The following is a 1,862-nucleotide window of genomic DNA, read 5'->3' as shown; positions in this document are numbered from 1 at the left end:
AAATCAATGCTTTCAACCTGATTTCTTTACAAAACTTTACAACATGTCCCATTTTGCACGTATCCCGGCTGTACCCCTTGTTGAGCAGCTAAAACGTGCATCCGATGGTTTACTGTTCATGAGTGAGTCGGAATATCCATTATATGTTTTTCTTTGGGAAGGTATTGCACCTGCGACACCTGAAAAAGTTGTACAACAGACACATCATTCACAAGATACACCCGTTGAAATCGTGGGGGTTGACGACTTTTTCAAAGTAGCTACGACTCCTGAAGATTGGCACGGCGAAGAGGAGAAAGCAAGCGTCAACAAATTTCAAGCTCTTGTGCAAACACTTAAAGAAAACCTAAGCAATTTGCAGGTGTATCGCCTCGGACACAAAGAGGTTGATGTTTATATTGTTGGTCAAACCCCGACAGGAAATCTAGCGGGGATTTCTACTAAAGTTGTAGAAACTTGACTTGCTTAAGGACTATCTACTTTGCTTTCAATAACTTCCTGAATATTTGGGGAAACTGAGGAGAGAAAATCATAGCCTGTGAGTTTCTCTAATTCGTCAACGCTGACTTTATAAGTTCTCCAGTCATTGTTGATTTCTTGTTCATTTGGTATGTTCACCGCGATGACACGAGTGCTGGCGGTAATACCATTAATCCCAGAGCCTGGGGTATCTAGTACGACAACAATCTTCCAAGTCGATTGAGGAACTGTTACCTTACCTTTAAGGGGTTCGCCAAGACTACCAAAAGGCCCTGCAACAACATAAAGTTCTTTTCCCTGGCTTACCAGTTCTCGACAATAATCTTCTAAATTTCCCCATGTGTTGCGATTATTGTCTGGTGTTTGGGGCATCATGTTGGTCATTAGGAAAGTTGAGGAATTATCCTCTTTTGTCTTGGTGCGGTCTGCCGAAGGTACAATATGGCCTCGGTCATAACCTGAACCAGAGTACATAGAAGGAGTCACTCGCACCCAACCCGTAGGCAACGTGTTGTCCGGGCGGAAGTTATCTTGGCGCTCTGCGTCCCCTAACCATGAGGAGTTAAGCTGCCAGCTTGCCCAATTCGCAGTCCCTTTGCTTTGGTTGTATGAGAGTGCATACTGATTTTTGACCATCAGGTAATTATCAGGTGTAAGCTTTGTTGGCGTTGCACTGCTGGGATTTCCCAGGAGTAAATGCACACTTATTGATGGGGAAAGTTCGGTGTTAGGAGGCACTTGGGATTGCGCTGGCGAACACCCAATCACAAGCGCAACCAAAGCCGCTACACCCCAAAAACGACGGTTTGGCATAAATTTCTGGACTTTTAAAGATTTATCATCCCTGGCGGGAAGACCCCAAGTGTAACGCAGTGGAACTTGGGGATGAAAGCCCGGGCAGGATCTAGAGCACTTAACTAAGATAAAGTGGTTCTAGTCGCATAATTAAATAACTCTAATCATATAATTAGAGTTTTAAATATTTTCAAATTCTGTTTGAACAAGTCGGAGAAATTAGACCAGACTGGGTTATGAATTAATCTCCTGATGATTTTAACTCATTGTTGGTTTAACCAAGCTTCTAAATCAGCAATCCCAGAAAAGTCTAGTAATGCTTCTCCTAGATTCTCTAATTGTTCAATCGATAATCCTTTAATTCGCTCGATTAATGATGCATCAATTTCCCCAATACGGCGATTGAGTAAGCGTAGAACTAGACGTTGTTCTCCTTGCTTATTTCCGAACTGTATAGCTTGTTCTCTGTCTCTTTGATAAAGTGGTTCTAATCGCATAACTAACTCCCTAGTGCGATTCGTTTAACCCAAATGAGTAGAAATACTCTCTTAAGGTTAGCTAGGTTAACCAACCTAGACAACTTGGAT

2 protein-coding genes and 1 pseudogene are annotated in these 1,862 nt (G+C 42.4%); 1 reads left to right on the top strand and 2 read right to left on the bottom strand.

Going from position 1 to position 1,862, the window contains the following annotated elements; all coding sequences use genetic code 11:
- Positions 1-43 precede the first annotated feature (43 nt).
- Entirely contained in the window at positions 44-460 is a 417-nt protein-coding gene (locus GNE10_RS34235; protein WP_185570468.1) for a nuclease A inhibitor family protein, read from the top strand.
- A gap of 5 nt (positions 461-465) precedes the next feature.
- On the opposite strand, the gene GNE10_RS34230 is transcribed toward GNE10_RS34235, so the two are convergent.
- Positions 466-1,293 carry a DNA/RNA non-specific endonuclease gene (locus GNE10_RS34230; RefSeq protein ID WP_185570467.1) on the bottom strand — a complete coding sequence of 276 codons (828 nt, stop codon included), beginning with the start codon at positions 1,291-1,293 and terminating at the stop codon, positions 466-468.
- 245 nt (positions 1,294-1,538) lie between these two features.
- A pseudogene (locus GNE10_RS34225) lies at positions 1,539-1,784 on the bottom strand (DUF4351 domain-containing protein); the annotation flags it as partial.
- Positions 1,785-1,862: the final 78 nt, after the last annotated feature.

Source organism: Nostoc sp. 2RC, from assembly GCF_014222165.1.
GTDB classification, from domain to species: domain Bacteria; phylum Cyanobacteriota; class Cyanobacteriia; order Cyanobacteriales; family Nostocaceae; genus Nostoc; species Nostoc linckia.
The sequence above is the reverse complement of the archived record's forward strand: the minus strand, read 5'-3'. Positions and strand labels throughout refer to the sequence as shown.

Coding starts and splice junctions, on each gene's coding strand:
- GNE10_RS34230 (WP_185570467.1), bottom strand. CDS start 1,293: ATGCCAAACCGTCGTTTTTGGGGTGTAGCGGCTTTGGTTGCGCTTGTG.
- GNE10_RS34235 (WP_185570468.1), top strand. CDS start 44: ATGTCCCATTTTGCACGTATCCCGGCTGTACCCCTTGTTGAGCAGCTA.